Annotated in this window: 21 protein-coding genes and 1 riboswitch; of the genes, 9 read left to right on the plus strand and 12 right to left on the minus strand. The window is 73.6% G+C overall.

Annotated elements, in window-relative coordinates:
* Positions 1–143: 143 nt before the first annotated feature.
* The 4 genes from ACFY3U_RS11125 to ACFY3U_RS11140 all read right to left on the minus strand — a co-directional run bounded on the left by ACFY3U_RS11125 (position 144) and on the right by ACFY3U_RS11140 (position 4484).
* Positions 144–1001 carry a C39 family peptidase gene (locus ACFY3U_RS11125; RefSeq protein WP_387198583.1) on the minus strand — a complete coding sequence of 286 codons (858 nt, stop codon included), beginning with the start codon at positions 999–1001 and terminating at the stop codon, positions 144–146.
* A 234-nt stretch (positions 1002–1235) separates the two neighbouring features.
* A riboswitch (cyclic di-AMP (ydaO/yuaA leader) is annotated at positions 1236–1376 on the minus strand.
* 356 nt (positions 1377–1732) lie between these two features.
* Positions 1733–2494, minus strand: a complete 762-nt coding sequence (locus ACFY3U_RS11130) for a hypothetical protein (RefSeq protein WP_387198585.1) — start codon at positions 2492–2494, stop codon at positions 1733–1735.
* 144 nt (positions 2495–2638) lie between these two features.
* Positions 2639–3163, minus strand: coding sequence for a hypothetical protein (locus ACFY3U_RS11135; protein ID WP_387198588.1), 525 nt, complete (start codon positions 3161–3163; stop codon positions 2639–2641).
* Positions 3164–3284: 121 nt separating this feature from the next.
* Positions 3285–4484 (minus strand): acyltransferase family protein, encoded by a 1200-nt coding sequence (locus ACFY3U_RS11140; protein WP_387198591.1) that lies wholly within the window; start codon positions 4482–4484, stop codon positions 3285–3287.
* A 502-nt stretch (positions 4485–4986) separates the two neighbouring features.
* On the opposite strand from ACFY3U_RS11140, the gene ACFY3U_RS11145 reads away from it, so the two are divergent.
* Together ACFY3U_RS11145 and pseI are read left to right on the plus strand one after the other, a co-directional pair.
* Entirely contained in the window at positions 4987–5490 is a 504-nt protein-coding gene (locus ACFY3U_RS11145; protein ID WP_387198594.1) for a GNAT family N-acetyltransferase, read from the plus strand.
* Positions 5487–6539: a pseudaminic acid synthase gene (gene pseI, locus ACFY3U_RS11150; RefSeq protein WP_387198597.1), complete on the plus strand. Its 1053-nt coding sequence runs from the start codon at positions 5487–5489 to the stop codon at positions 6537–6539. The genes ACFY3U_RS11145 and pseI overlap by 4 nt, the downstream gene beginning before the upstream one ends.
* 64 nt (positions 6540–6603) lie before the next feature.
* Here the strand turns inward: pseI and ACFY3U_RS11155 are convergent, their stop codons facing one another.
* Genes ACFY3U_RS11155 through ACFY3U_RS11175 form a run of 5 tightly spaced genes read right to left on the minus strand, consistent with a single transcriptional unit; the run spans position 6604 to position 11233 of the window.
* Positions 6604–7830, minus strand: a complete 1227-nt coding sequence (locus ACFY3U_RS11155; protein WP_387198600.1) for an acyl-CoA reductase — start codon at positions 7828–7830, stop codon at positions 6604–6606.
* Entirely contained in the window at positions 7827–8876 is a 1050-nt protein-coding gene (locus ACFY3U_RS11160; RefSeq protein WP_387198603.1) for an acyl-protein synthetase, read from the minus strand. The genes ACFY3U_RS11155 and ACFY3U_RS11160 overlap by 4 nt, the downstream gene beginning before the upstream one ends.
* Positions 8870–10264 carry an AMP-binding protein gene (locus ACFY3U_RS11165; RefSeq protein ID WP_387198607.1) on the minus strand — a complete coding sequence of 465 codons (1395 nt, stop codon included), beginning with the start codon at positions 10262–10264 and terminating at the stop codon, positions 8870–8872. Before ACFY3U_RS11165 ends, ACFY3U_RS11160 begins: the two co-directional genes overlap by 7 nt.
* Entirely contained in the window at positions 10261–11010 is a 750-nt protein-coding gene (locus ACFY3U_RS11170) for an SDR family NAD(P)-dependent oxidoreductase (protein ID WP_387198857.1), read from the minus strand. The genes ACFY3U_RS11165 and ACFY3U_RS11170 overlap by 4 nt, the downstream gene beginning before the upstream one ends.
* The gene (locus ACFY3U_RS11175; protein WP_387198610.1) at positions 10991–11233 is read right to left on the minus strand and encodes an acyl carrier protein; all 243 of its coding nucleotides are present in this window, start codon (positions 11231–11233) and stop codon (positions 10991–10993) included. The genes ACFY3U_RS11170 and ACFY3U_RS11175 overlap by 20 nt, the downstream gene beginning before the upstream one ends.
* 240 nt (positions 11234–11473) lie before the next feature.
* Between ACFY3U_RS11175 and pseB the strand changes: the two genes are divergently transcribed.
* Genes pseB through ACFY3U_RS11205 form a run of 6 tightly spaced genes read left to right on the plus strand, consistent with a single transcriptional unit; the run spans position 11474 to position 18097 of the window.
* Positions 11474–12460 (plus strand): UDP-N-acetylglucosamine 4,6-dehydratase (inverting), encoded by a 987-nt coding sequence (pseB, locus tag ACFY3U_RS11180; protein WP_387198613.1) that lies wholly within the window; start codon positions 11474–11476, stop codon positions 12458–12460.
* A 5-nt stretch (positions 12461–12465) separates the two neighbouring features.
* Entirely contained in the window at positions 12466–13617 is a 1152-nt protein-coding gene (locus tag ACFY3U_RS11185; RefSeq protein WP_387198860.1) for a DegT/DnrJ/EryC1/StrS family aminotransferase, read from the plus strand.
* A 10-nt stretch (positions 13618–13627) separates the two neighbouring features.
* Positions 13628–14464, plus strand: a complete 837-nt coding sequence (locus ACFY3U_RS11190; protein WP_387198616.1) for a hypothetical protein — start codon at positions 13628–13630, stop codon at positions 14462–14464.
* Entirely contained in the window at positions 14461–16266 is a 1806-nt protein-coding gene (locus ACFY3U_RS11195) for a class I SAM-dependent methyltransferase (protein ID WP_387198619.1), read from the plus strand. Before ACFY3U_RS11190 ends, ACFY3U_RS11195 begins: the two co-directional genes overlap by 4 nt.
* 32 nt (positions 16267–16298) lie before the next feature.
* Complete coding sequence (locus ACFY3U_RS11200; RefSeq protein ID WP_387198862.1) at positions 16299–17048, plus strand: cytidylyltransferase domain-containing protein; 750 nt, start codon at positions 16299–16301, stop codon at positions 17046–17048.
* Positions 17045–18097, plus strand: a complete 1053-nt coding sequence (locus ACFY3U_RS11205) for a PseG/SpsG family protein (RefSeq protein ID WP_387198865.1) — start codon at positions 17045–17047, stop codon at positions 18095–18097. The genes ACFY3U_RS11200 and ACFY3U_RS11205 overlap by 4 nt, the downstream gene beginning before the upstream one ends.
* A gap of 67 nt (positions 18098–18164) precedes the next feature.
* On the opposite strand, the gene ACFY3U_RS11210 is transcribed toward ACFY3U_RS11205, so the two are convergent.
* Entirely contained in the window at positions 18165–20141 is a 1977-nt protein-coding gene (locus ACFY3U_RS11210) for a DUF6541 family protein (protein ID WP_387198622.1), read from the minus strand.
* A 166-nt stretch (positions 20142–20307) separates the two neighbouring features.
* On the opposite strand from ACFY3U_RS11210, the gene ACFY3U_RS11215 reads away from it, so the two are divergent.
* On the plus strand, positions 20308–20946 hold the full coding sequence (locus tag ACFY3U_RS11215; protein ID WP_387198625.1) for an alpha-ketoglutarate-dependent dioxygenase AlkB family protein: 639 nt from the start codon (positions 20308–20310) through the stop codon (positions 20944–20946).
* Between the two features lie 34 nt (positions 20947–20980).
* Here the strand turns inward: ACFY3U_RS11215 and ACFY3U_RS11220 are convergent, their stop codons facing one another.
* Positions 20981–23470, minus strand: a complete 2490-nt coding sequence (locus ACFY3U_RS11220; protein WP_387198628.1) for a DNA topoisomerase (ATP-hydrolyzing) subunit A — start codon at positions 23468–23470, stop codon at positions 20981–20983.
* 28 nt (positions 23471–23498) lie between these two features.
* Positions 23499–25556, minus strand: coding sequence for a type IIA DNA topoisomerase subunit B (locus ACFY3U_RS11225; protein ID WP_387198868.1), 2058 nt, complete (start codon positions 25554–25556; stop codon positions 23499–23501).
* Positions 25557–25708 lie beyond the last annotated feature (152 nt).

The raw sequence follows: 25708 nt of genomic DNA on the forward strand, positions 1-25708 counted from the left end.
GCCGCTACCCGCGCGCCATCTTTCGTTCACGAGTGCGTGAACGCGCTGTGGAGCTACCGCGCGGTGGAGGTGGCGATCCCCTCGGCCGACGGCGACGGGCGCCGGCTCCCCGTGGGAGCCGGCGCCCGTCGGACGAGCCGGGATCAGGCGGAGTAGCCGCGGGTGGCGATCCAGTTGGCCAGGTCGATGGTGCTGATCCAGTACGCCGGCAGGCTCGGGTCGGCCGAGTCGGCGATCCGGACCGTCCGACCGTCGTTCTTGTACCCGACCACGGCGATGTAGTGGCCGCCGGGGAACGAGTGCCAGCCGCCGTCGACGTCGGTGGCGTCGCCGGCCACGTTGGCCACCACCGCGCGCTTGTCGGTGATCGCCCGGACCACGTCGGCCTGGAGGCGGTCGATCTGCGCGGAGCTCGGGGTGCCCTCGAAAGTCCGGGTCCGGTACGGCTCGCCCTTGACCTCGGCGTTGAGCGCCTTGGTGGTGTCGAACGCCGAGTTGGTGCCCATCTCGGTGGTGCCCATGGCGGCGGCGAGGCCGTCCTGGGTGCGCTCGATGCCGGCGGCGCTGAGCGCGTTGCGCACCGCGGCCGGGCCGCAGTAGTAGTACGTGGTCTGGGCCTCGTAGTCGTAGCTGAGGACCTTGGACGACGGCGGCTTCGGCGCCGGCTTCGGGGCGAGGTCCGGGTCGGCGGCCTTGGCCTTGGTGGCGGCGGCCGACGGGGACGGGCTGGCCGACGGCGTCGCCGGGGGGCTGGCGGACGGGACCGCGGCGGGCGCGCCGGCGACGATCCGGGCCTGGCCGCGGCTGGCCACGTCGTCCAGTCGCGGCGCCACCTCGGTCATGGCGGCGGGGGTCGGCGGCCGGGACGCGTCGTCGTCGGCGCCGGCGACCAGGGCGGCGGTGCCCGAGGCCAGCACGAGGGCGGCGGCCGAGCCGGCGACGACCTGGTACGACCGCTCGGTGGCCAGGCGCCGCAGCTGCCGCTTCATGAGGTGCTTCACGGGTGTTCCTCCACGGTACGAGGGCGGAGCGGGCGCGCCGGAGCGGCACGTGGCGGATGCGCCACGCGCGGAGTCGGGGCCGGTGCGGGCCGCTGGCGGGGGATCGCCCGGTCAGGAGCCGGACGTCGGGGCGGATGTCGGAGTCAGCGCGCGGGTGCGCGGTGGACCGACGACGACACCCCGGTACCGAGGTGGGGGAACCACTGAGGGGTGGAATCGAACTGCACGGAATGGAACTCCTTCCGACACCGCCGACCGGGTTAGCTGACGGGTTCGGGCGGGAAGAACGCCCTACCGCGGGCCGTGGCCCGCGGATTCACCCCGGGACTGCGTGGGTCCCCGGCTCGTGTCGCCACGATTGAGCGGGTCGGCGCGGCGTCGCCTCTTGCGATCGGAAACCGCACCGGACCGGGGCGACATTACTGGCCGGTCGGGTCCACGCCAAGGCCCACCAGCTGCGGAAACATGATCGTCGTGCGCAATTTCCGGGGCAGGATGGCACTGGCGTCGCTCGATCGGACGACGTTCTTTTCCGGTGTCACAGGGTCGGCAAGCGGACAGCGTGGTGGATAGCACCGATGATCGTCGCGATCGATGTCACCGACCGTCACCGGATGACCGGTTCGGTGCCGACGTGACCGGGCTCACCGAATTCCGGGTAACGATTCGGCCAGCTTCGGCGAACCGGGCGGCCGCGTCGAGCCGCCGGCCGGCGTAGGACGACGCGGGCGTCAGCCGACCCGGGCCGGGCGGAAGCGGGCGGCGCGGGTCGCGGCCACCGGCGCCGCAGCGGGGCGACGCGCTGCCACCAGGGCCGGCCGCAGCCGCAGGGCCGCCACCGTCGCCTCCGCGGCCAGCGCGCGGGCGGAGTCGGCGGCGAGCTCCGCGTCCCGCCAGGCCGCCCGCTCCCGCTCGGCCGCCGCCCGGTACGCCCCGAGCCGACCGTCGCGTACCGACCGGGCGAGGAGGGCCTCCTGCTCGACCGGGTGCCGGCGGGCATCCCAGCCGTCCCGGTGCGCGACGACGTCCCGCAGCTGCGGCAGGGTCAGCTCGCCCCGCCAGTGCGCGGCCACCGCGACCCGGTGCAGCCAGCGCTCCCGGGCGGCGTACTCGGCGGGGGTGCGGGGCGTGCGCGGGGTGGGCAGGGCGAGGGTCCCGGCGAACCGACGCGCGGCGGTCTCCGCCTCGTCGTACGCCGCCCAGGCGCTGTCGGCGTCCTCCTGGGCGGCCAACCAGGCGTCCCGCCGCCGGCGGGCGGTCTGCGCGGCGCCGGCGGCGGCGACGGCCACCTCCTCGGCGTACCGGCGCTGGTCGGCCGCCTCTGCCGCGGCGCCCCCGGGCGGTCCCGGCGGGACGGCGGCCTCGGGGGAACTGTCGCGCTCGGGGCGGGCGACCAGCACGGTCAGCACGGTCAGGGCGATCACCAGCAGGAACGACCAGATGGCGGCGGCGGTCGGGATCTCGGTGAGGAACTGGTAGAGCGCGGTGTGCATGCGCGGCACCTCCGGAAACGGGATGCGGGTGAGGAGGCCGCACGTGGTCCGCGGCGGTGGCGCCCGGGTCGGGCTCGCCGCCGGTGGCGTGCGGAGCTGAGGTTCCGTGGTGAAGTGGGCGCGGGTCGGCCCCCGCGCGGGCGGTCAGCCGGCCGGCGGCGCGCGCGGCCCCGAGACCGCCGACGCGAGCCCGACGAGGACCGGGACCGACGCGGGTGCCGGTGCGGGCGCGGCGAGCGGAGCGGCCGGGACGGGCCCGGCGTGCGGGTCGGCGGCACCGAGGTACCCGTCGTCCGGCGCGGCCGCCGCCGTGGCGGCCGACGTCGTCGCGGCCGCCAGCACGGAGGCGGCCGGCGGCGCGGCACCGGCCAGCGTGACGGTCGGCGGCGCGGCGGCCCGCAGCGTGCCGGCCAAGGCCGTGATGGCCGGCAGCGCGGCGGCCGGCAGCGCGGCGGCCGGCCCGGCCGAGAGGCGGCCGGGCGCGGAGCGGAGACCGGGAGGCGCGAGAGCCGACCGCCCGGGCAGCGCCGCGCTGGACGCGGCCGCCGTGGTGGCGGCTCCGGCCGTGGCGACGGCGGGCGGCGGGATGGCGTCCGGGGCGGCGCCGCCGAAGGAGAGCGCCATGGCGACGGCCAGGCTGGTCAGCAGCCGGGAACTCCAGCGCGTCACCCACCACAGGGGACTGGTGAGCGCGACCGGGAGCACGGTGCCACGCTACCGCCGACATCGCCGAGGCGCAGCGTTCCCGGCGTGTCGCCGCGCCCGTCGCATCGGCCGCGAACCCGACCGGTCAGGCCGAGTCGCGCGGGCCCGCGTACTCCACCGGGCGGCCGCGGGGCGCGTCGTCGGCCGCCGCCCGCGGCGCCGGCACCCCCACCGCCGGTGGTACGGCCCCGGCGGCCGGAGCGGGTCGGGGCGGTCGGCGGCGCGGGGAGAGGCGGCGCATCATCGGCGTCTCCACGTACCGGTGCAGCAGCCCGGCCAGCGCCAGGTTCAGCGCCAGGAAGCCGAGCACGACCAGCGGCCCCCACCAGCCGGGCAGCCGCACCCCGAGGTGCCCGGTGAGCCGCAGCACGGTCACCATGACCAGGACGTGCACCAGGTAGAAGGCGAACGACACCTCGCCGAGCCAGACCAGCGCCCGGCCGCGCCACGGTGACCGGCGGCCCCGCACGTCGGCGTCCGCGGCGGCGGTGATCACCAGCAGGTACGCGGCCGAGAGGATCGCCGCCCACAGCTCGGCCCGGATCCACTGCGCGGCCAGCACCCAGACGGCGACGAAGATCGCGGTGGCGGCCGGCAGTGCGGGCCCGCGCCACCGGCCACGCCGCATCAGCTCGGCGGCGACCACGCCCAGCCAGAACTCCAGGGACCTGACCACCGGGAAGATCTGGGTGAACCACCAGGTGGACTCGGTCGGCACGAGCGCCTGCCCGGGCCAGAGGGCCAGGATGAGCAGCGGCACCGCCACCACCACGGCCCAGAGCGCGGCGACGGGGGCCCGCCGCAGGGCGGGCAGCACCAACGGCAGGCACAGGTAGAAGAACAGCTCGCAGGAGAGCGACCAGCTCACCGTGTTGATGCTGTAGAAGTAGCCGGGGGTGGGGTCCCACGCCTGCATGAGCAGCAGGTTCTCCCAGGCCGCCCGGGGCGACACCGGGTCGGCGAACCACCACATCACCAGCAGCGCGGCGGCCCAGGTCAGCACGTGGTTCGGATAGATCTTGGCCAGTCGGCGGCGCCAGGAGTCGCGCCGCCGCTCCCCGTCCCGGGCCGACCAGACCAGGACGAAACCGCTCAGCACGAAGAAGAACTGCACCCCGGAGAGGCCGAGGGTGAACAGCCACTCGACGGCGGCCCGGGCGTCCGGCTGGCCGATGATCCGCATGGTGCCGACGTGGTAGCCGAAGACCAGCATGGCGGCCACCCAGCGCAGGCCGGTGAGCGACGGCAGCCGGCTGGTGGCCGTCCGCGCCGCCGTGCTCGTCATGCCCGGCACCCGATCGTCGCGCCCGTCCGCACCGTGACTCCTCCTCCCGGCGGGGCGGCGCAGTGCGCGACGCCCTCGCCGGCGACACCGCTCGGTGCCGCCGAGCCGGCACCCTACCCCGGCCGGACGGGACCGCCGTTCGCCGAACCCGAGGGCGGCTCGTTGTTCAGGCGAACCTGGCGTGCCGGACGGGCCCGGTTCCCGACCCGTCCACCGAGGCGGAGCAGGGTGGCGCGACGGTGAACCCACCCGCCGGCCCTTCGGCCGACGCTGCGGCGCCGCCGGCACCCGTCGGCGGGCGGCTATCCTCGTCCGGGTGGGTGGCCGGGCTCGGGCACCGGCAGGCCCCGGAACGGCCCCGCGCCCACGTCGCGCCGGGCCCGACCGGCGCGAGACCGGGCCGGCACGGCCGACAACGACCCCGGACGAGACGGATACGATGATGGACCAGCGGTCGACCAGCACGCGGACGACCCAGCCGAGCACCCCGGGCAGGACGCAGATGACCGACTCGCTGAGGCTCGCCGACGACGGTGATCTTCATCTGGTGCTGCGCTGGCGCAACCACCCGCAGGTGCGCGCCGTGAGCCTGACCAACCACGAGATCAGCCTGGCCGAGCACACCGCCTGGTGGGCCCGGGTGCAGGCCGACCCGGACCGCACGCTGCTGCTGCACCTGCACCGGGGTGTACCGTCCGGGGTGGTCAACTTCGCCGGGATCACCTCGCCGGAGGCGGCCCTGACCTGGGGCTTCTATCTCGATATCGCCGGCTTGGACGAGCGCGCCGAGCTGCTCCCCGCGTGGATGTCGCTGCAGCGCGCGGCGATCGCGTACGCCTTCGACACGCTCGGGGCGGAGACGCTCGGCGGTGAGACGTTGGCCACCAACAAGCCGGTGCTCGCCCTGCACCGGCGATTCGGATTTCGCGTTGTCCGGCAGTATGAGCGGGACATCGACGGCAAGCCGCACCAGGTGGTGTGGACGGAGATGAGCAGGGGAAAATGACGTCGACAGTCAAGATCGGCCCGCACGTCGTCGGTGCTGGTGAGCGCCCCTTCGTGGTCGCGGAGATGTCCGGCAACCACAACGGCGACCTGGACCGGGCGCTTGCCATCGTGGATATGGTGGCCGAGAGCGGGGCGCACGCGCTCAAGCTGCAGACCTACCGCCCGGACACCCTCACGATCGACGTCGACGCACCGGCGTTCCGCATCTCGGATGGCCACGACCTGTGGGGTGGCGAGCGCCTCTACCAGCTCTACGAGCGGGCCCACACCCCGTACGAGTGGCACGAGCCGATCTTCAACCGGGCGCGCCAGCACGGCCTGACGGTCTTCTCGTCGCCGTTCGACCGGACGGCCGTGGAGCTGCTGGAGGAGCTGGACGTACCGGCCTACAAGATCGCCTCGTCCGAGCTGGTCGACCTGCCGCTGATCAAGCTGGTCGCGAGCACCGGCAAGCCGATGGTCATCTCGACCGGGATGGCGACCGTGGCGGAGATCGACGCCGCGGTCCGCACCGCCCGGGAGGGCGGCGCCGCCGGCATCGTGCTGCTCGCCTGCACCGCGTCCTACCCGGCGCCGCCGCAGGACAGCAACCTGCGCCGCATTCCGGTGCTGGCCGACACCTTCGGCGTGCCCGTCGGCCTGTCCGACCACACCCCGGGCATCGGCGTGCCGGTCGCCTCGGTGGCGCTGGGCGCCTGCCTGATCGAGAAGCACGTGACGCTGAGCCGCGGCGACGGCGGTGTCGACTCCGACTTCTCGCTCGAGCCGGCGGAGCTGGCCGCCATGACCGTCGAGTCGGAGCGGGCCTGGGCCGCGCTGGGCGGCACGGTGATCGGCCCGACCCCGGCCGAGAAGGAGGGGCTGCGGTTCCGTCGCTCCCTCTTCGTGGTCGAGGACGTGCGGGCCGGTGACGAGGTCACCGCCGCCAACGTGCGGTCGATCCGGCCGGCGGGCGGTCTGGCCCCGGTCGAGATCGACCGGGTGCTCGGCCGGACCTTCGCCAGCGATGTCGCGAAGGGCACCCCGCTGTCCTGGGACCTCATCTGAGTTGAGCACGACACAGGGCCCGGTCCAGTCGGACCGGGCCCTGTGTCGCCGGGTGCCGGGTGGCTCAGTCGGCCGAGACCGACACCAGCCGGACGAACTCGCGCAGCAGGTCGTAACCGTCCCAGACCGGTGCGAAGGTCAGCGCCGAGCCGAACGGCACCACCCGGTCGATCCCCCGGCCGCCGAGCAGCCGGACGAACTCGACCAGCTCGTCCTGCGGGAAGCCGAAGTGGGTCAGCGTCTGGTCGCGCCGCTGCATGAACGGCGCCAGCTCGGCCAGCTCGGTGAGGTTCACGAAGCCGAAGGTGCCGGTGCCGAACCACTCCCGGGGCGCCGTGGCCGGGTCGTCCAGCTCGAGGCTGGCCACCAGGTTGTCGGGGAACAGCATCCGGGACACCCCACCGTCCGCGGCCAGGCCGTACGCGCCGACCCGTTTCTCGACGGCCATCGCCGCGTCCACGTCCCAGCCCCGGTTGCGTACCGCCTCGCCGAGCAGGGTGACGAACTCGGCCCGGACCGCCTCCGCCCGCGCCGCGTCACCGACCAGGAACACCGCCCGAGGTGAGGAGCAGGCGGCCTGGTCGAACCAGTAGGCGTCGTTGGCGAAGCTGGCCATGGCGTCCCGCCGGGCGGCGGGCGGCGCCGCCTCCCAGCCGGCCACCGAGAGCACGGCGAACGAGGAGCGGTCGGGGAAGGTGAGATCCCGGGCCGCGGGCGCCAGCGGGTGCCGGCGTACCGCGTTCACCGCCCGGTCGCCACCCCAGATCACCCGTACGTCGCAGGCGGCGCTGAGCTGGGCGGTCACCGCGTCGTCGTGCCCGTAGGTGATCATGCGCTGGGTACGGGCGACGATCGGGTCGGCCTCGGCGAGGCTGTCGTTGAGCACCTCGAGGATCGCCTCCGCGGCCGCCGCCGACCGGGTGGAGACCCGCACGATGTTGGTGTTGCCGGCCAGCGCCGACAGCGCCCACGAGTAGACGAAGATGGTGTCCACGTTCGCCGGCGGGATGTGGAAGACCACACCCCGCGGGAAGGCGAGCACCCCCCGGTCGAGCGCGGCGTGCAGCCGCTCCACGCTGCGCAACAGCTCCCGACGACGCAGGAAGAAGCCGAGCGAGCCCAGCTCCGGGTGCCGCCGGGCCAGCGAGGGGGCGAGCAGCCGGCGGGAGATCGCGGTGAGGAAGTCCATGATCCGCTCGTCACCGACGGCCAACCGGGAGTCGGTGGCCGGCGACAGGATCTCCTCGACCGGGACGTCCGGCCCGGCGGGGAACCGCATCCGCACCGTCATGCCTGACCTCCCGTGTACGTGTCGCTGCAACCCCGGGCCTCGGCGCGGGGCAGCCGGCCCAGCACGCTGAACCGCTTGCCCGGCCAGTGCCCGTCGTCGATCCCGTGCACCACCCCGAGATCCTCGGTCAGCAGCACGTTGCCCGGGTACGAGGTGGGTAGCGTGCTGACCACCTCGATCAATCCCGGCGTGCCCACCGGCGCCTCCTGCCAGGTGATCGGATCACGGATGATCACGTCGGCGAAGTCCGGGCAGTAGAGCGAGCCGCCCTCCGGCCCCTCCAGGTAGACGGTGCCGATCTGCTCGACCATGCCGTAGAAGTTGTGGATCTTCGTCAGGCCGGTGTCCGCGGCGAGCCGCCGCCGGAACTCGGCGTTGTCGACCGCCTGGTCGGCGAGCTTCTTCCAGCCGCCGGAGTGCACCAGGACGCCGTTGGACAGGTCGAGGCCGTTGTCCCGGGCGACCTCGTAGAGGTAGCGCCACACCATGAAGGTGAACCCGAAGATCAGGAACGGTTCGTCGCCGTACCGGGAGAGGAACTCCTTGAGGGCGGTGACGTCCGGCTGATCGTCGGCGTCGAGCAGCCAGACGTGGTTGCGGCCGAAGTTGACCATGCCGAGCGCGCCGGCGCCCCGGGCCGAGTAGGACCGACGGTCGCCGACCACGCCGGAGCGGTCCACCACCAGCATCGGCAGCCGGCGCGGGCCGAGCACGGTGCCCAGCGTGCGGGCCAGCATCCGCGACTGGGTGGCCGCGGCCTCCCGGTCCAGGTAGATCCGGCTGACGTCGCCGGTGGTGCCGCTGGAGGTGAGCACCCGGATGACCTGGTCGTCCGGCACGCTGGCCAGCTTGCGGGTCTTGAACAGCCGGACCGGCAGCCAGGGCAGGTCGGCCACGGTCGCCGGGGCGTCCGGCACGCCGAGAGCGTCGATGATGCGGGCGTACGGCGGGCAGTTGCGCCGGTGGTGCGCCAGCAACTCGACCAACTCGCCGCGCAGCCGCTCTTCCTTCTCCGGCTGGGTGAGGGTGAATGTGTCGGTCAGCACTGTTCCTCCAGCGCGCGGTAGTCGGGCTTGCCGTTCGCGGTCAGCGGCAGGGCGTCGACGGCGCGGACCTGGATGCCGGACGAGTGGGTGCCGAGCGACTCGGCCACCTCGGCCCGGATCCGGGCGAGCCGGTCCGGGTCGGCGCCCTCGGCCACCACCACGAGCCGGTCCGCCCCGGCGACCGCCGCGACGGGACCGTGGTGGCCGAGCGACCGCTCCACGTCGTCCAGGTTGACCCGGACGCCGAACACCTTGGCGATCCGCTTGATCCGGCCGGTGACGTACAGGAAGCCCTCGTCGTCGAGCCGGCCCAGGTCGCCGGTCGCCAGCACGCCGCCGGACTCGTCCGGGGCGGCCAGGTCGTCGGCCTTCTCGGCGTAGCCCATCATCACGTTCGGCCCGCGGTACAGGATCTCGCCGACCTGGTCGGGAGCGGTCGTCTCCGCCCCGTCGTCGGCACGGATCGCGAACGACCCGCCGGGCACCGGCAGGCCGACCGAGCCGAGCTTGGCCGGCAGCCGGTCGGACGGCAGCACGGCCATCCGGGCGGTGGCCTCCGTCTGGCCGTACATCACGAAGAACCGGCCGCCGACCTCGGTCATCCGGCCGTGGAAGTCCGCGACCAGGTCGGTGTGCAGCCGGCCGCCGGCCTGGGTGAGCGTCCGCAGGCGCTCGTGCCGGGCCGGGTTGAACCGCAGGCGCCGCAGCATCTCGTACTGGTACGGCACGCCGGCGAGCGAGGTGACCCGGTGCCGGTCGAGCGCCGTCCAGAACTCCCGGGCCGTGAGGGCGGAGCGTTCCAGCAGCACGGTCGCGCCGACGTGCAGGTGGCTGGTGAGCACCGACAGGCCGAAGGTGTAGTGCAGCGGCAGGGTGGTCGGCGCCACCTCGTCGCCGTCCAGGCCGAGCGAGGTGGCGATGGACGCCGCGTTGACCCGCACCGCCTGGCCGGAGAGCCGGACCAGCTTCGGGTTGCCGGTGGAACCGGAGGTGGTGAGCAGCAGCGCCAGGTCGGGGTGCGGCGGCGGCCCGGCGGGATCGGTCCGCCGCCAGGCGGAGCCCAGGCCGGCCGGCCCGGGTCTGTAACCGTCCGGCGCCGGGCCGGGGGTGAGGAGCACGGCGGGCTGGAACCGGTCGACCAGGTCGCCCAGCACCGCCGGGGAGATCTGCGGGTCGAGCAGCGCGACCGGGCGACCGGCCTGCCAGGCGGCGAGGAGGCGGACAACCGGGTCGATCTCGGCGGAGATGGTGGCGAACACCACACCGGGTGGCTCCCGGTCGAACAGGGCGGCGAGGTCGGCGACGCGGGCGGCGAGGTCGGCGCCGCCCAGCTGCTCGCCGGTCGCCGAGTCCACCAGCCGGGCATCGGGGTGCAGCAGGTTCATCACAGGGTCAATCCTCCGTCCACCCCGACGACCTGACCAGTGACGAAGGACGCTGCCGGGGAGAGCAGGAACGCGACCACCTCGGCCACCTCCTCCGCCTCGCCCAGGCGGCGCAGCGGGGTGTCGTCCGCCCGGGCCTGCCGGCCCGCCTCGTCGAGGTCGGCCAACAGGTCGGTGCGGATGAACCCGGGAGCGACGGCGTTCACCCGGATGCCGGCCGGCCCGAGCTCCTTCGCCGCGGCCCGGGTCAGGCCCTCCACGGCGGCCTTGCTGGCCGCGTAGACCACCTGACCGGCGGCGCCGGCCGAGCCGACCAGGGAGGCGGTGAGCACCACCGCGGGCCGGTCACCGCGGCGCAGCAGGCGGGCGCCCTGCTGCAGGGTGTGGGCCGCGCCGGCGGCGTTGACCGCGAACAGTCGGGCCACCGTGTCGTCCGACACCGTGCCCAACAGCCCGGCGGCGTGCACCCCGGCGTTGACCACCAGGGCGTCGAGCCCGCGCCACCGGTCGAACAGTGCGCGGATCATGGCCCTGACCTGCTCGGGCTCCGCGACGTCCCCGTGCACCGACAGGTGCGGACCACCGGGGAGGGCGGCGGCCACCTGCTCGGCCGCGCCGGGTTCCCGTCCGTGGACGGCTACCACGCAACCCTGCTGGGCGAGCCGCTCGGCGACGGCCCGGCCGATCCCCCGGGTCGACCCGGTGACCAGCACCCGGCGGGCGGCGGGTTCAGTCGGAGAGGACGACACCATGCTTCTCCAGGATCTCTCGCGCGCGGCTGAAGGCGCTCAGGTCGATGACCTCGTCGGTGTCGAGCATCACACCGAACTCGTCCTCGATGGCGGCCACCAGCGACATGTGCGCGAGTGAGTCCCACTTGTCGATTCCGCGATATTCCAGGTTGTCCACCGGGGCGTCACCCGGCAGTTCCAACGCAGAGCGGAAGACGACCCTCAGTCGCTCCAGTTCCACCGCTTTCCCTCCCTCACTGGCACGCACGACCGGCGCGCCGGCCGAGTGTAGCCGAGGAGGCGGGGGCCTCCGCCGGGCCTGGAGCGGGCCCGGCAGAGCCCTGGAGACGTGCCTGGCTCACGTTGGAGTTGCCGCTCGCACAGCGGGTTGCCTACGGTGTTAACCAGCGAGGTCTACGATCGCGATCCGTCCGGCGGCCCGACGCCGCCGCTGAAACAACCAGACCAGGGGAGCACCAAATTGAGTGGCTTGAATGGATCCTCCATTCTGATCACCGGCGGGACGGGATCCTTCGGGAAGACCTTCCTTCGGCACATCCTCAACGAGGCCGACCCGGCCCGGGTTGTGGTGTTCTCCCGTGACGAGTTGAAGCAGTACGAGCTGAAGCAGCAGCTCGGTGACGACCAGCGGCTGCGCTGGTTCATCGGTGACATCCGGGACCGGCACCGGCTGACCCGGGCGATGCACGGCGTCGACTACGTGGTGCACGCGGCCGCCCTCAAGCAGGTCGACACCGCCGAGTACAACCCCTCGGAGTTCATCGCGACCAACATCACCGGCTCGCAGAACGTGGTCGACGCGGCGATCGACGCCGGTGTGCAGAAGGTCATCGCCCTCTCCACCGACAAGGCCTCCAGCCCGATCAACCTGTACGGCGCCACGAAGCTGGTCGGCGACAAGCTCTTCGTCTCCGCCAACCACTACGCCGCGAACCACCCCACCCGGTTCGCCGTGGTCCGCTACGGCAACGTGGTCGGCAGCCGCGGCTCGGTGGTTCCGCTGTTCCGCCGGCTGGCCGCCGAGGGCAAGAGCCTGCCGATCACCGACAAGCGGATGACCCGGTTCTGGATCACCCTCGACCAGGCCGTGCAGTTCGTCATGGACTCGTTCGACCAGATGCGCGGCGGCGAGCTGTTCGTGCCGCGGATCCCCAGCATGCGGATCCTCGACCTGGTCGAGGCGGTCGCCCCGTCGGCGACCACCCACGAGATCGGCATCCGCCCGGGCGAGAAGCTGCACGAGGAGATGATCGCGCCGGACGACAGCCGTCGGACGCTGCGCGCGAAGGACCGGTTCATCGTGCAGCCGACCATCGCCGGCTGGGGCTACGAGCCGCCGGCCGACTGCGAGGCGGTGCCGGACGGCTTCGCGTACCAGTCGGACACCAACGACGAGTGGCTCACCGTGGAGCAGCTGCGCGTGATGCTCGGCATCACCACCGCGTGATGGCGATGCTCCCCTACGGACGGCAGTCGGTCACCGACGAGGACGTCGCCGCCGTCGTCGAGACCCTGCACAGCGACTGGCTCACCACCGGTCCGCAGGTGGCGGCGTTCGAGGCCGACCTCGCCCGGGTGACCGGCGGGGTCGGTGTGGCCACCGTGTCCAACGGCACCGCCGCGCTTCAGGTGGCGTACGCGGCGGCCGGGGTGGGCCCCGGCGACGAGGTGGTCGTCCCGCCGATGACGTTCGTGGCGACCGCCAGCAGCGCGGTCGCCCTCGGCGCGAAGATCGTGTTCGCCGACGTCGAGGACGAGACCTTCTGCCTGGACCCGGCGGCGGCCGCCGCCGCGGTCACGCCACGGACCAAGGTCGTCTCGGCGGTCGACTACGGCGGCCACCCGGCCGACTACGACGCGCTGCGCAAGGCGGTCGACGGCAGCGACGCGCTGCTGCTGGCCGACGCGGCGCACTCGATCGGCGGCACCTACCACGGCCGGCCGGTCGGCTCGCTCGCCGATCTGACCACCTTCTCGTTCTTCCCCACCAAGAACCTGACCACCGCCGAGGGCGGTGGGGTGGCCGCGCTCAATGAGGAGATCCTGAAGCGGGCCCGCCGGTTCCGCAGCATCGGGATGATCCGCGAACAGGACGAGCTGCGCTTCCCGGACGAGGGCGGCTGGTGGTACGAGGTGCACAAGTTCGGGCTGAACTACCGCCTGCCGGACGTGCTGTGCGCCCTGGGCCGCAGCCAGCTGCGCCGGCTCGACGAGTTCGTCGCCCGCCGCACCGCGCTGGTCGCGCGCTACAACGAGGCGCTGGCCGACCTGGACGGCGTGCTGTTGCCGGCGCGGAAGTCCTGGGCCGACCCGGCCTGGCACCTCTACCCGATCCGGGTGCTCGACGGTCGCCGTCGCGAGGTGTACGACAAGATGCGCGCCGCGGGCATCGGTGTCCAGGTCAACTACATCCCGGTGCACTGGCACCCGGCGTTCGCCGACCTCGGGTACCGACGCGGATCCTGCCCGGTGGCAGAATCGTTCTACGAGCAGCAGCTGTCGTTGCCGCTCTACCCGACGCTCGCCGAGGACGACCAGGACCGCGTCATCGACGCGCTCCGCGCGGCGTTGCACGGCGCCACGGCGCGCCCCACCGCCGCCTGACGGGGGAACGATGCACCACGCGAACCACTTCTACGGGCACGCCAACGTGCTGGCCCGGTACTGCGGCCTGGGTGCCGGGCACCCGCCGCGGATCAACGGCTACCTGCAGCACGGCTGGAACATCGGCGACGGGCTCGCCCCCGGCCACCCGTACGCCGAGGGCACCCCGAGCCTGCTCTGGTCGGAGCAGACCCGGCGGCGCGCCTGGTCCGTGGGCCGGCGCAACGTCGTCGTCACCGGCGCGCCCTTCGTCTACCTGCTGGACCTGCGGCGGGACGACCCCCCGGAGACCGAACGGGAGGGCACCATCTGGTACCCCTTCCACGGGTGGGAGGGCCAGCACGTCAAGGGCGACCACAAGGAGCTGATCGCCCGGATCCGGGACACCGAGGAGGGCCCGGTCACCGTCTGCCTCTACTGGCACGAGTACGGCATGCGGAAGGTGCGGCGGCTCTACGAGAACGCCGGCTTCCGGGTCATCTGCCACGGCTACCGCGGCCACTGGTGGAAGGACACCGACCCGCTCTTCCTCGACAAGCAGCTCACCGAGCTGCGCCGGCACCGACGGGTGGCCTCGAACCGACTCACCAGCGCCATCTTCTACGGCATCGCCGCCGGCTGCGAACCCGCGGTCTACGGTAATCCGATGATCCTGTCGAACGAGGACCCGACGTTCGGTGGCACCGCACGGATCCGTCGGCAGTGGCCCGAGCTGCACGGTGAGAAGGTCGACCTGCCGACCGCCGTGTCGATCGCCCGCGCCGAGCTGGGCACCGACCATCGCTGCACGCCCGCGGAGCTGCGTGAGCTGCTCGGCTGGGCGAAACTCCAGGAGGAGACGAGTTGACGACGGAGACGGCACCCCACGTCTCGCTGCCCGGCGGGGAAATGCTGGCCTGGTCCGACCGGCCGCAGGAGCGGGTGACCGACGGCGGACCGCTCGCCGCGCTCGCCGCGCGGGTCGTACCCTCCGGCGCCCGGGTGCTGGTCGCCGGCCCGCACGACCCGACCCTGCTGGACCACCTCGGCCACGCCGAGGTGACCTGCCTGCTGCGCAGCCACCCCGACGCGATGGTGCTCGCCGACCGGGCCGCGCACGTGATCGTGGGCGGCCCGAACGGCGTTCCCGAGGGCGAGACCTTCGACGTGGTGATCGCCGGCGCCGGCCTGGACGCGATCGAGTCGGTGGAGGGCCCCCGGCTGGGCTGGCACGGCGTGCTGGACCGCCTGCTCGGCGCGCTGCGGCCCGACGGCGCCCTGCTGCTGCGGCTGGACAACCCGCTCGGCCTGCAGCGGATGGTGGCCACCTCGCCCTGGTACGCCGACCGCGCCGACTCAGCGTGGGCGATCAGCGGGGTGCTCGACACCGGCCGGCCGGTCAACCCGGCCCAGCTCGACGAGCGGCTCGCCGACGCCGGCCTGCGCACCGACGCCTGCTTCGCCGCGTACCCGGGGACGAGCGTGACCACCGCCCTGGTGGCGGCGGACGAGGTGAGCCGGCGGACCACCGCGGGGCTGTTCGACGCGGTGCTGCACGGCGCCTGCGCCGGCGGGTACCCCGACGACACGGTGCTGCAGGACCCGTCCCGGCTCGCGGTCGACGCGCTGCACGCCGGGCTGGCCGCGACCCTCGCGCCGGCCTGGCTGGTGCTCGCCCGGCGCGGCCCGGCGGCCGAGCGGACGGACCTGCCGGTGGCGCTCGTGCAGACCGGCCCGCCCGGCATCGGCGTGGCCGAGGTGGTCGCCGAGGGTGACGGCTGGCACTGGCGGCTCGCCCACCCGGTGAGCCGCTCCGCGACCGCTCCGGCGCCGTTCGCCAGCCGGGAGGCCGCGTTCCGGGACCCGGCCGCCCTGGACGGGCCGGTGCCGCCCGGGCGGTTGCTGCGCACCGTGCTGCTCGACGCCTGCCTGCGACGTGACCTGGACACCCTGCGCCGGCTGCTGCACGGTTACGCCGGCTGGCTCATCGGTCAGGCCGACGCGGACGGCCGGGTGACCGGCGCGGTGGCCCTGGCCGGCACCGACAACGTGGTGGTCGACGGCGACGGCTTCGCCGTGCTCGACCCGAGCTGGCAGGCGGCGACGCCGCTGGCCGCCGACGTGGCGCTGGCCCGGGCGCTGTGGCGGTTCGCCGCGGAGCTGCTCACCGGCGGCTACGCCCACCCCTGGTCGACCACTCTGGACGTGGCGGGCCTGACCGTGGTGCTCGGCGGCATCGCCGGCCGCGACCTGGACCGGTCCACGGTGGACGCGGCGATCGAGGCGGAGGCCGCGATCAGCGCCGCGCTGCGCGGTCTGGACGGCGACGGGCGGGTCACCCTCGCCACCGAGCTGCGCGCGGTCGAGCCGACCGACCCGCCCGCCGGCCCCCGCAGCTACCAGCAGCTCCACGAGGCCTGGGTACGCCAGCGGGAGGAGATCGGCCGGCTGGCGGCGGTGCTGAAGTGGACGGAGGACCTGCTCACCTCGCGCGAGCGGGCGCTGCGCAAGGCCGAGGCGAAGATCAACCTGCTCAACGGCTCGCTCAGCTACCGGGTGGGCAAGATGGCGATCACGCCCGCGCGGTTGGCCAAGCGGGGTGCCAAGGCGGCCAAGCGCCGGGCCCGGCAGGCGATGGCGCCCAAGCCCGCGCGCGAGGAGCAGCAGTGACGGCCCAGGACGGCACGACGGAGGCGGCAGGCATGGGCAGCACCAACCGCGAGCACCGGATCGTCGGCGTCGTGCAGGCCCGGATGGGTTCCTCGCGACTGCCCGGCAAGGTGCTGCGTCCGCTGGCCGGACGCAGCGTCCTCGGCCGGGTGGTCCGCGCCGCGCAGGACAGCGGCGTGCTCGCCGACCTGGTGGTCGCCACCAGCACCGAGGCCGTCGACGACGCGGTCGCCACCGAGTGCGAGCGGCTCGGGGTGGCGTGCCACCGCGGCCCGGTCGACGACGTGCTGACCCGGTTCATCGGCGCGCTGGACGGCCACCCCGCGGACGCGGTGATGCGCTTCACGGCGGACTGCCCGCTGCTGGACCCGGAGATCATCACGCTGGTCGCCCGGATCTACCGGGCGGTGCCCGGGCTCGACTACGCCAGCACCTCGATCGCCCGCACGCTGCCCCGCGGCATGGACGTCGAGATCATCAAGGCGGACGCGCTGCGCACCCTCGACCGGATCGCCACCGACCACCACCGGGTGCACGTCACCTCGTACGCGTACGCCCACCCGGAGCTGTTCCGGGTGCTCGGCGTGACGCTCACCCCGGACCGGTCCGCCCTGCGCCTGACCCTCGACACCGAGGAGGACTGGGCGCTGGTCCGGACGGTGGTCGACCACTTCGGCGACGTGAGCGTCCCGCTGGCCAAGCTCGCCGACTGGCTGGACGGCCAGCCCACGGTGCGCGCCATCAACGCCGCCGTACGGCAGAAGCGGCTGGAGGAGTCCTGAGACCGGTACGGGTGGGGCTGCGCTGCGACGCCGGCCCCCAACGCGGCGTCGGCCACCTGGTCCGGTCCCTCGCCCTGGGCGAGGAGTTCCGGGCCCGGGGCGCCGAGGTGACGGTGTTCGGCACCGTGGAGCGGGTGGGCTGGGCGACCGGTCAGCTCGCCGCCCGGGGCATCGCCCTGCAACCGGGGCCGGACACGCCCGAGCAGCTGGTCGACACCGCCCGCCGGCACCAGTTGGACGTGATGGTGCTCGACTCGTACGAGCTGGATCCGGCGGGGGCCGGAGCGCTGCGCGCGGCCGGGGTGACCACGCTGGCCATCGTGGACGGTGACAGCCGCGGCCAGGACGCCGACCTCTACCTGGACCAGAACTTCGGCGCGTCGACCGAGGCGCCCGCCGAGCGGCTGCTCGCCGGCACCCGGTACGCCCTGCTGCGGGACTCCGTGGTGGGCGCCCGGCCGGCGGCGCCCCGGCCGGCCACCGAGATCTCCCGCCCGCGGGTGCTGGCCTTCTTCGGTGGCACCGACGCGGTGGGGGCGGCCCCGGTGCTGACCCGGGTGCTGCTGTCCACCGGGCACCCGATGGACCTCACCGTCGTGGTCGGCCGGCCCGAGGTGGACGCCGAGCTCGAGGTGATCGTGCCCGGCCGGGGGCAGTCGGTGCGGCGGGTGCCGCCCACCGACCAACTGCCTGCCCTGATCGGCGCGGCGGACCTGGTGGTCAGCGCCGCGGGCACGTCCACCTGGGAGCTGTGCTGCCTCGGCGCGCCGTCCGCGCTGGTCTGCGTGGTGGACAACCAGCGCGACTCCTACCACCGGGTGGTCGACGCCGGCCTCGCCGCCGGCCTCGGTGAGCTGCCCGAGCTGACGGCCACCGGGCTGTCCGGGCGGACCGCCCGATCGGCCGCCGCGCAGACCCTGCTGCGGCTGATGACGTCCGCGAGCCGGCGCTCCGCGCTGTCCGGCCGGGCCTGGTCGACGGTCGACGGCCTGGGCCGCGGCCGGGTGGTCGACCAGGTGATGCTGGTCCTCGCCGCCACCCGCGCCTGACGCCGCCCCTCGACGCCGGACGGCCGTCCGCTCACCGGACGGCCGTCCCGCGCTGCTGCCCGACCGGTCAGCGCAGTGGCTCGACGGTGATCCGGGAACGCAGCTGCGGCTGCTCGGCGAGCAGCCGGTCGACGATCGCGGTGGCCTTCGGACCGGTGGTGAGCAGGCGCATCGGCCGCTTCTCCTGCTTGACCAGCGCGGCGGACCGGGCCGGCTCCGACAGCGGCAGGTAGTAGAACGCCGTGGCGGAGTAGCCGTGCGTGCCCTGCAGGGTGGACAGGAACAGCGTGGCCAGGTAGCCCTCCCGTCGCTGGTCGCTCACCACCACGGTCACCTCGCCGTCGCGGAACGGCGCCTGCGCCAGGGCCCGGGCCGTCACGTTCGCCTGCTCCGGTCGGTCCAGCAGCCCTCCCCACCAGGCCGCCGACCAGGTCGTGCTGCGGTTGCCGAACGGCTGGGCGAAAATCCCGCCGCCACGGGCCAGGCCGGCCAGCCCCGCGGTCGCGACCACCAGCGACAGCGCGGTCAGCGACCGGGCCACCAGCACCCGCCGGGACCGACGCCGACCGGCCGCGGCCCGCCAGGGCACCGGACGCAGCAGCAGCACCGCGCCCACCCCGATGAAGAGGACGACCAGCAGCAGGTGCAGGGACTTGCCGTAGTAGTAGCGCGGCTCGAGGCCCAGCGACTTGAAGTACAGGTTGAAGCCGATCACGAAGGCCAGGGCCGCGGCCAGCGCACCGGCGTACCGGCGCCACACCGGCAGGCGCAGGCCGCCGGCGAGCAGTCCGGCGATGATCACGCCGAGCAGCGCCAGGTAGCCGTCGTAGCGCGGGAAGACCCCACCGCCGACGTCGACGTTGTCGACCTGGTTGGTGTTGAGCAGGCCGATCACGGTGGGCAGCGCACCGAACACCGCGGTCGCCAGCACCACCACCAGCAACAGCCAGCGCCGCCGCCAGGCCGCCCTGCGGTGGCGCACCAGCCAGGTCAGCACCAGCACACCGACCACCGGCAGGAACATCAGGTACGCGAAACCCACCCCGATGCAGAGCGCGCCGAGCAGGCACAGCTGGGTGCCGGTGCGGGCGACCGGCCGGCAGACCAGGCCGATCAGGATCGCGATGAGGGCCAGGCCGAGGGTCTCGCCCGGGTAGCCGTACACCACGAACCGGGTCAGCTCGGAGCCGAGGACCAGCGCGGTGATCGCGCCGGCCAGACCGAACGCCCGGACCGGGTCGAGCAGCCGGCCGGCGATCCGCCCGGCGGCCCAGACCACGGCGAGCACCAGCAGCGCGTACGTGGCGAACAGCAGGAAGAGGTAGTGGTAGAGGATGCTCGCCGGCCCGGCCGGCGCGGTGGAGGAACGCAGGAAGGTGTCCAGCAACGCCGCGGTGACGTGGAAGCCCTGCGGGTAGTACACCATCCCCTCGGGGGCGATCCGGGACGCGCCCGCGGGGTCGGAGAAGAGGTAGCCGCCGACCGAACGGATCGCCTCGATGGTGGCCAGGTGCCGGCTGTTGTCCTCGCCGGTCATGGCGTACGCCAGGCGACCGGTCAGGCCGTCGGTTCGCAGGTAGGGCCAGGCGAGGGCCAGGGGCGCCAGCACCGCGGCGGCGACCGGCGCCAGGTCCGCCAGGGCGGGACGCGGCAGCCGCGGCCGGAGGCCCCTGGCCAGCCCGACGATCAGCAGCACCGTCAACGCCGTGCCGGCCACCGGCACCGGGTGCAGACCCCAGGGCCAGTAGGAGAAGAGCAGGGCGGCCACGCAGACCGTGCCCAGCAGCAACGCGGTCGCCAGCACGAGCCGGTCGAGCAGGGTGCGGCCCACCCGGAGCAGGCCGGCGGTCAGCACCAGCACCAGCGGCGGGAGCAGGCCGGCCAGGCCCACGGCGTACGCCAGCGCGGGAATCGCCCAGGCGGCCACGAACAGGGCCGCGACGACCGCGACCCGATGGCGACGGGGATCCGCCGGGCGCACCGCCGCCGGGGTGGGTGTGACCGGGGGGGCCACCACCGGCGCACTGGCAGGGCTCTTCTGCAAGGTTCCGACTCCTCAGCGGTGTCGCTCGCCGGGGCAGGCGACGCGGATGACGACGACAAGGCCGATCGGGTGACCCCGGTCGAACGTGCGGATGTGCGGCGGGTGACCGATGATCGACGTGCTGCCGGGTCGTACAGGCGTACCAACCGGCCGGTAGGGTGGAAGCATGCCTGCGGCCGCCTACCAGCCTTCCATGCTAGATCTCGCCGCCCCGACGCCGACGCTCGCCCCGCTGGCGGGCGCCCTGCGCCGGCACACCCTGACCCGCGGCGCCTGGGTCGACCATCTGCCCGGCTGGCTGACCGGCTCCGACCAGGTCTTCGACACGTTGCGGCGAGAGGTGCCCTGGCGCGCCGAGCGCCGCACCATGTACGACACCGAGGTCGACGTCCCGCGCCTGCTCTGCTGGTACTCCGCCGACCGGCCGCTGCCGCATCCGGTGCTCACCGCGGCGCGGGCGGCACTGAACCGGCACTACGCCCCCGAACCGGGCGAGGAGTTCGTGACCGCCGGTATGTGCCTCTACCGCGACGGACGGGACAGCGTCGCCTGGCACGGCGACACCCTCGGCCGGTCCGCGCACACCGACACGATGGTCGCGATCGTCTCGTTCGGGTCACCCCGACCGCTGCTGCTGCGCCCGCGCGGCGGGGGCGGCGACAGCCTGCGCTTCCCGCTCGGCCACGGCGACCTGATCGTGATGGGCGGCTCCTGCCAGCGCACCTGGGAGCACGCGATTCCGAAGACCGCCCGGCCCACCGGCCCCCGGGTCAGCGTCCAGTTCCGCCCGGCCGGCGTCGCCTGAGCGAGCCGGACGGACGAGCCCGGTCGCCGCCGGGTCAGTGGCGTTCGATCAGGTGGCCCACCACGGTGGGGCCGAGCATCACGGCGAAGCCGGAGCCGTCCCGGCGGGCGTCGGTGGGCGGCAGCTCGACCGGGTCGCCGGTCGCCGTCGCGCCGACCGGTCGCGGCCCGACCCAGCCGACCACCAGCTCCGTCTCGCCCTTGAGGAACCGCTGCGCGCGCACCCCGCCGGTCGCCCGCCCCTTCGCCGGGTACGCCCCGAACGGCGTCACCTTGACCGTCGCGCCGGTCGAGGTGACCACCATCGGCTCACCGTGCTGCGGGTCGTCGGTGCGGACCGCGCCGAAGTGCACCACCCGTGCCCCGGCCGGCAGGCTCACCCCGGCCATGCCGCCGCCCTTGAGCCCCTGCGGGCGCACGATCGTCGCGGCGAACCGCAGCAGCGACGCCTCGCTGGTGACGAAGACCAGCGACTCCTGACCGTCGGTCAGCCAGGTCGCGCCGACCACCTCGTCGCCCTCGCGCAGCCCGATCACCTCGAACTCGTCCGAGCGGACCGGCCACTCCGGGGCGCAGACCTTGACCACCCCGTGGCGGGTGCCCAGCGCCAGGCCCGGCGAGGCCGGTGCGGTCTCCCGCAGCGGCGCCAGGCCGACCACCGTCTCGCCCGGCGCCAACGGCACCAGCTCCGCGGCGGACATGCCGCCGCGCAGCGAGACCGTGCCGGCCTGCTCGGGCAGCACCGGCAGCGGCAGCACGTCGATCTTGAAGGCCCGGCCGGCGCTGGTCACCAGCAGCACCCGGCCCCGCGCGGTGGTGTGCGCGACGGCGCGTACGGTGTCGTGCTTGACCCGGCCGTTGCGCCGACGCCCCTCGGACGCCTCCTCCGACTCGGCCGCGGTGCGGGCCACCAACCCGGTCGCCGAGAGGATCACCTGGCACGGGTCGTCGGCCACCTCCAGCGGGCCGGCCGGCACGGACGCGGCCAGCACCTCCTTGAGGTCACCGTCGACCAGGGTGGTGCGGCGCGGGCCGCCGAACTGCTTCACCACCGCGGCCAGCTCGTCGGAGACGACCTTCTTGAGGACCTTGTCGTCGTCGAGGATCTTCGACAGCTCGGCGATCTCGCCGCGCAGCTTCTCCTGCTCCGCCTCCAGCTCGATCCGGTCGTACTTGGTGAGCCGGCGCAGCGGGGTGTCCAGGATGTAGGTGGCCTGGATCTCGGAGAGCTTGAACTGCCGCATCAGGCCGTCCCTGGCCGCCTGGGCGTCCTCGCTGGCCCGGATCAGCCGGACCACCTTGTCGATGTCGAGCAGCGCGATGAGCAGGCCGTCGACCAGGTGCAGTCGCTCCTCGCGCTTGCGCCGGCGGTACGCGCTGCGCCGGGTGACCACTTCGTACCGGTGGGCCAGGAAGACCTCCAGCAGCGCCTTCAGCCCGAGGGTGCGCGGCTGGCCGTCCACCAGCACCAGGTTGTTGACGCCGAAGGACTGCTCCAGCGGGGTGAGCCGGTAGAGGTCGGCCAGCAGCGCCTGCGGGTTCACCCCGACCTTGCACTCGATCACCAGGCGGGTGCCGCTCTCCCGGTCGGTGAGGTCCTTGACGTCGGCGATGCCGGCCAGCCGCTTGGTCTTGGTCACCTCGTTGGTGATCGCGGCGATGACCTTCTCGGCGCCCACCCCGTACGGCAGCTCGACCACGGTGATCGCCTGCCGGCCCCGGCTGCCCTCCAGCGGGCCGATCTCCACCTTGCCGCGCATCCGCACCACGCCCCGGCCGGTCTCGTACGCCCGGCGCACCTCGTCCAGGCCGAGCAGCACTCCCCCGGTGGGCAGGTCCGGCCCGGGGACGTACTCCATCAGCTTGTCGAGCGTGGCGTCCGGGTGGTTGATCAGCCAGCGGGCGGCGGAGACCACCTCGCCGAGGTTGTGCGGGATCATGTTGGTCGCCATCCCGACCGCGATCCCGGACGCGCCGTTGACCAGCAGGTTCGGGAAGGCGGCGGGCAGCACCGTGGGCTGGGTCAGCGAGCCGTCGTAGTTCGGCTCGGTGTCGACCGTGTCCTCGCCCAGCTCGCCGACCAGCAGCATCGCCTCACGAGACATTCGCGCTTCTGTATATCTCGCCGCTGCCGGTCCGTCGTCCGGGCTGCCGAAGTTGCCGTGCCCGTCGATGAGTGGGGCGTTGAGCGAGAAGTCCTGCGCCATCCGCACCATCGCGTCGTAGATCGCGGTGTCGCCGTGCGGGTGGTAGCGGCCCATCACGTCGCCGACCACCCGGGCCGACTTCACGTGCGACCGGTCGGGGCGGAAACCCGCCTCGTTCATCGCGTACAGGATGCGCCGGTGCACCGGCTTCAGGCCGTCCCGGGCGTCGGGCAGGGCGCGGGAGTGGATGACCGAGAAGGCGTACTCCAGGTAGGAGTCGGACACCTCGGTGACCAGCGGATTGTCGAAGACCCGCGCGCCGGCCTGGTCGAAGGCGGACAGGTCCACCTTGGCGCGGTCGTCCTTGCGGCGTGCCATCAGTTTCGCTCTCCCGTGAGTGACGTGCTCATGCGTCGATCGCGTCGCGGTCGACCCGGTCGGAGGAGTCGATCAGCCAGTTGCGGCGCGGCTCGACCTTCTCCCCCATCAGCAGCTCGAGGATCCGCTCGGCGGCGTCGACGTCGTCGAGGGTGATCCTGCGGACGGCCCGGGTGGCCGGGTTCATCGTGGTCTCCCACAACTCGTCGGCGTCCATCTCGCCGAGGCCCTTGAACCGCGGGATCGGGGTGACGATCTGCTTGCCGGCCTTCTCCAGCCGGCGGACGGTGGACTCCATCTCGGCCTGGGTGTACGTGTAGACGGTCTCCGGGTTGCGACCCTTCGTGGTGATCTTGTGCAGTGGCGGCATCGCGGCGTAGAGCCGGCCGGCCTCGATCAGCGGTCGCATGTAGCGGGCGAAGAGCGTGATCAGCAGGGTCCGGATGTGCGCGCCGTCCACGTCGGCGTCGGCCATGATCAGCACCCGGCCGTAACGCAGCGAGGACAGGTCGAAGGTGCGCCCGGAGCCGGCCCCGAGCACCTGCACGATGGCGGCGCACTCGGCATTGTCCAGTACCTGCTGGAGGTTGGCCTTCTGCACGTTGAGGATCTTGCCGCGGATCGGGAGCAGCGCCTGATACTCGGAGGAACGGGCGAGTCGGCCCGTGCCGAGCGCGCTGTCCCCCTCGACGATGAACAGCTCACTCCGGTCGATACCGGACGCGCGGCAGTCGACCAGCTTGGCCGGCATCGACGCGCCCTCCAGGGCGGTCTTGCGGCGGGCCGCGTCCTTCTGCTGCTTCTGGGTCAGCCGGACCCGGGCCGCGTCGACGATCTTCTGCAGCACGGTGCGCGCCTCGGCCCGGGTGCGCCGGTCCTCCAGCCACGCCTTGAGGTGCTGCTCGACCTGCCCCTGGATCACCTTGGTGATGCCGGCGGTGGACAACTCGTCCTTGGTCTGCGAGGTGAACTGCGGCTCGGGGATGCGCACGTGCACCACCGCCGTCATGCCCTCCAGCACGTCGTCCAGGGTGGGTGCGTCCTCCTTGGCCTTGAGCAGGCCCCGGGTGTTGCGGACGGCGTCGGCCAGGGTGCGCACCAGAGCCCGCTCGAAGCCCCGGCGGTGGGTGCCGCCGTGCGCGTTGCGGATGGTGTTGGTGAAGCACTCGACGGTGCGCTCGTAGCCGGTGCCCCAGCGCAGGGCCACCTCGACCTCGGCCCGGCGCTGCACGTTGGACTGCATGACGCCGCTGGCGTCGGCGGCGTTCTCCCGGTACGTCCCCTCGCCGGTGATCAGCAGGGTGCCGGAGACCGGGCGGTCGCCCGCCGGGGCGAGGAACTCCACCATGTCGGTCAGCCCGTTGGGGTAGTGGAACCGCTCCTCGGTGGGCTGCTCGGCGGTCTCGTCGCGCAGCCGGTAGTCGACGCCGGGCACCAGGAAGGCGGTGTTGCGCAGCTTCATCCGGACCGCGTCGACGTCGAGCGTCGCGCCGGTCTCGAAGTAGCGCGCGTCGTGCCAGTAGCGGATCGAGGTGCCGGTGCGCTGGCCACGCTTCATCGCGCCGACGATCTGCAGGCCGGGGCCGGCGGTGAACGGGGCGTCGGGGCCGTCGCCGTCGAAGACCCCCGGCACGCCGTGCCGGAACGACATCGAGTGGATCTTGCCGGCGCGGCGGACGGTGACGTCGAAGCGGCGGGACAGCGCGTTGACCGCGGAGGCGCCGACGCCGTGCAGACCGCCGGAGGTCTTGTAGCCGGAGCCGCCGAACTTGCCGCCGGCGTGCAACCGGGTGAGCACCAGCTCGACCCCGGAGATGCCGGACTTGGCGTGCACGTCGGTGGGGATGCCCCGGCCGTCGTCGTCGACCTGGACCGACCCGTCGACGTGCAGGATCACCTCGACCCGGGCGGCGTGACCCGCGACACCCTCGTCGGTCGAGTTGTCCAGGATCTCGTTCACCAGGTGACCCACGCCACGGCTGTCCGTCGAGCCGATGTACATGCCGGGACGCTTGCGGACGGCGTCCAGGCCCTCGAGGTGCGTGAGGTCGTCGGCGCCGTAGAGGGTCTCAGGCTGTGCGGTCAACTCGTCGTACTCCCCGGTCTCGGCGGTGTGGTGCCGCTCACCGTTGCTGAACGGCCCGGACCCCCGCGGGTGCCCGGGCAAGGCGATCTTCGCAGCGCGGCGCGCCGCAGCGAGCCTAGCCGGACGCCCCGACACAACGGCGCAGCCCCGCT

This window comes from Micromonospora sp. NPDC000089, assembly GCF_042899365.1.
Taxonomy (GTDB): Bacteria; Actinomycetota; Actinomycetes; order Mycobacteriales; family Micromonosporaceae; genus Micromonospora.